Here is a 3,464-nt window from a genome sequence, read left to right on the forward strand (position 1 = left end):
CCCCCCCCCCCCCCCCCCCCCCCCGCCCCCCCCCCCCCCCCCCCCCCCCCCCCCCCCCCCCCCCCCCCCCCCCCCCCCCCCCCCCCCCCCCCCCCCCCCCCCCCCGCCGGCCCCCCCCCCCCCCCCCCCCCCCCCCCCCCCCCCCCCCCCCCCCCCCCCCCCCCCCCCCCCTCTCCGCGGGATCAGCGACGCGGTTGAGGGACCCGGGGCCCGCGCAGGGACCGGAACGCGCCACGGACCTCGGCCGCGAAGACGTCGGGCACCTCCCATGCCGGGAAGTGGCCGCCGGCCTCGGCCTCGTGGAAGTAGACGAGGCTGGGGAAGGCGCGCCGGGCCCATGTCTCGGGGGCACGGAAGAGGTCGTCGTCCGGGAACACCGTGATGGCCACGGGGAGCCGGATCCCGTCGGTCTGCTGCGCCGCCGCGCTGATCAGGCTCTGGGCGCGGTTCTCCCAGTAGAGCCTGGCGCCGGAGGCCGCCGTGTTCGTCAGCCAGTGCAGCGAGAAGTTGTCCAGGACCTCGTCCACCGTCGGCGACTGCGCGGGGTCCCTGCCGTACGTCCACTTCCCGAACCCGCCGTGCACGAGCATCCACCCGGCGAGCCCGGCGGGGGAATCCGTCAGGGCGTAGCCGACTGCCTGCGGTCGCGCGGTCATCATCTGGTAGTAGCCCCAGCCCCCGTTCTGGAGGAATGTCCGCACGTCGTCGAACGCTGCCTGTTCCGTCTCGGAGAGTCCTCCCGGTGCGGGCTCGCCGCTGGTGATCGCCGCGGCCGCGTCGGGCGGGAACACGGCCGGCAGGTTGGTGTGGATGGCGAGCAGCCCCTCAGGCGCCTGCCGTGCCATCGCCTCGACGACGCCCGCGCCCCAGTCGCCGCCCTGCGCGGCGTAGCGCTCGTACCCCAGCCGCTGCATGAGCACGTCGAACGCCCGCGCGATGCGTTCCACGTCCCACCCGGTCTCGGTCGGTCGTGACGAGAAGCCGTAGCCGGGCAGGGAGGGGATGACGACGTCGAAGGCGTCCTCCGCCGAGCCGCCGAACGCCGTCGGGTCGGTGAGCGGACCGATGACCTTGACCTGCTCGAAGACCGACCCCGGCCACCCGTGGACGATGATCAGCGGCAGCGCGTTCTCGTGCCGGGCACGGACGTGGAAGAAGTGGACGTCGACCCCGTCGATGGTCGTCATGAACTGCGGCCAGGCGTTCAGCTGGGCCTCGCCCTTGCGCCAGTCGTACTCCGTGGCCCAGTAGCGGACCAGCTCCTGCAGGTCGTCCAACTTCGCACCCTGCGACCGGTCGGAGACGGTCTCCTTGTCGGGCCAGCGGGTTGCCGCGAGGCGCCGGCGCAGGTCGACGAGATCCTCTTCGGACACGGCCACGCTGAAGGGTCGGATGGCACTGCCGGTTTGTCGTGCGACCGCCGTCATCGCTGCTCTGCTCCTCTGTCCTGCAGGCGCAAGGGGTCGTCGTGGACCGGCGAGACGAGCGAACGGCGTACCAGCGGGACGACGTGATCAGCGCTGCCGGGACGACGGCCGCCTTGCGGGTGGGCGTGTGACGGGAGTGAGGCTCCCCCCATCCGCAGCGTCGCAGCATGAGTCATCCGTCCATCCCGCGTTCCGCGAACGCGGATCGTGCGCACCGACCTCCACGCGGAGGTCGTCGCTGCCGAGAGGTCAGTCGTCGCCGATGGTGAGGCCGCCGACCATCTCCCGGAGTGCGACCAGCGTCTGCTGCGTGGCCGTGAGCAGCGAGCCGCCCTCCGTGCGCCAAGAACGGACAGCGACGCGGAGCACCACGATGCCGGCGCCGGCCTCGAGCAGGGCCGCCGCGTCAGGGACCGTCAAGTCGCGGAGCTGCGCGAGACCGGCGGCGAGGACGCCCTCGAGGTCACGTTGCGCCATCAGTGTCCGTTGCATCAGCCGGGCGTGTCCGAGAACGATCTGGTCCCGCAGCGCGAGCAGGTCCTGCTGCGACTCCAGGAAGGCCGCGAACTGGCAGAGGATGACGGGCAGGCGGGCGGACTCCGGCAGGTGCGCGGCAGCGCTGAGCGCCGTTCGCAGTGCCGCGGAGAAGTCGTCCTGGTAGGCGAAGACGACGTCCTCCTTGGTCCCGAAGTGCCGGTAGAAGGTCGCAGGGGCCACACCGGCCTCGGCGCAGACGTCCTCGACGGTGACGTTGTCGAAGCCCCTCGTCCGGAAGAGCTCCAGCGCCGTCTGCTCCATACGGGCACGGCGCTGCTCCCAGGAGCCGGCGTACGGGCTCGTCCGAGCCATGCCGCCTCCCTCCTGTCCCCGCGGTCGTGTCGATCATGGACCGAGAGAGGAGTCTGTCACTCCAGCAGCTCGACGAATCCCCCGTTGCCCTCCTGACGTGCGCGTTCCTCCGCGAGGAGTGTGCCTGCGGGCCTCCGCGATCCGGGAGTCCCACGCGCCCCGTGTGAGCCCGACCGCGCGGCCCCGCCTGGTCCCCGAGGGGTCGACCACAGGGCCACTTGACCGATGCGACCGCCCGACCGCGGGAGCAACGTCCCGGGTCACCCGCCACGCCGTCCCCCGACGTCCGGGGGCACGTGGGCTCCGCCGAGCAGTCCGCAAGGAGATCACCATGACCGAGAGAACCCCCACAGGCCGCTCCCGGCCGACCGTCGCACTCGTCCACGGCGCCTTCGCCGACAGCGCCGGCTGGAACGACGTCGTCGCACAACTGCTCGCCGCCGATGTGCCGGTGCAGGCCGTCTCGAACCCACTGCGCGGCATCTCCCACGACGCCGCCTACGTGGCCAGCGCCCTGTCGCAGATCGCGGGACCCGTGCTGGCCGTGGGGCACTCCTACGGCGGAGCCGTCATCACCAACGCGGCGCTGCGGGCGGGCAACGTCGTCGGGTTGGTCTACGTGGCCGGCTTCGCGCCCGACGCGGGCGAGACGCTGTTGGACATCGAGACCGACTCCAAGGACAGCGTCCTGAACACGGCGCTGCTCGAACTCCGCTACCCGGTGGGTGAGGCGGACACCGGGATCGAGTTCGCGATCGACCCGGCGAAGTTCCACGACGCCTTCGCCGCCGACGTCCCGGAGCAACAGGCGCGCGTCATGGCGGCGACCCAGCGACCCATCTCGTCGCTCGGCTTCGGCGAGCCGACCGCAGCGCCGGCGTGGAGGAGCCTGCCGTCCTGGGCCGTCATCCCCACCGGCGACAAGGCGGCCGGGACCGACGTCCTCCGGGCCATGGCCCAGCGAGCCGGCGCCACCGTGGTCGAGGCGGAGGGCTCGCACGTGATCATGATCTCTCAGCCGAAGGCCGTCACCGAGGTGATCCAGCAGGCGCTCGAGGCCGTCTCGGCCTAGACGCACCCCGGCCGCGGCCGTCGTGTCCGGTTCCCGTCACGTCGGCCGCGGCCGCTCTCATAGCGGCTCTGGGCCCGGGGGCCCCGACTGGCCCCGGCTCGCCGGTGACACCCTGT

The 3,464-nt window shown here is 73.0% G+C and carries 3 protein-coding genes; 1 reads left to right on the plus strand and 2 read right to left on the minus strand.

Annotated elements, in window-relative coordinates:
- Positions 1–182 precede the first annotated feature (182 nt).
- Positions 183–1,427 (minus strand): epoxide hydrolase family protein, encoded by a 1,245-nt coding sequence (locus ACI79D_RS24845; RefSeq protein WP_456921209.1) that lies wholly within the window; start codon positions 1,425–1,427, stop codon positions 183–185.
- 249 nt (positions 1,428–1,676) lie between these two features.
- Positions 1,677–2,276 (minus strand): TetR/AcrR family transcriptional regulator, encoded by a 600-nt coding sequence (locus ACI79D_RS24850; RefSeq protein ID WP_456921210.1) that lies wholly within the window; start codon positions 2,274–2,276, stop codon positions 1,677–1,679.
- Positions 2,277–2,607: 331 nt separating this feature from the next.
- Between ACI79D_RS24850 and ACI79D_RS24855 the strand changes: the two genes are divergently transcribed.
- The gene (locus ACI79D_RS24855) at positions 2,608–3,348 is read left to right on the plus strand and encodes an alpha/beta fold hydrolase (RefSeq protein WP_456921211.1); all 741 of its coding nucleotides are present in this window, start codon (positions 2,608–2,610) and stop codon (positions 3,346–3,348) included.
- The last annotated feature ends 116 nt before the right edge of the window (positions 3,349–3,464 follow it).

This window comes from Geodermatophilus sp. SYSU D00708 (assembly GCF_054050115.1).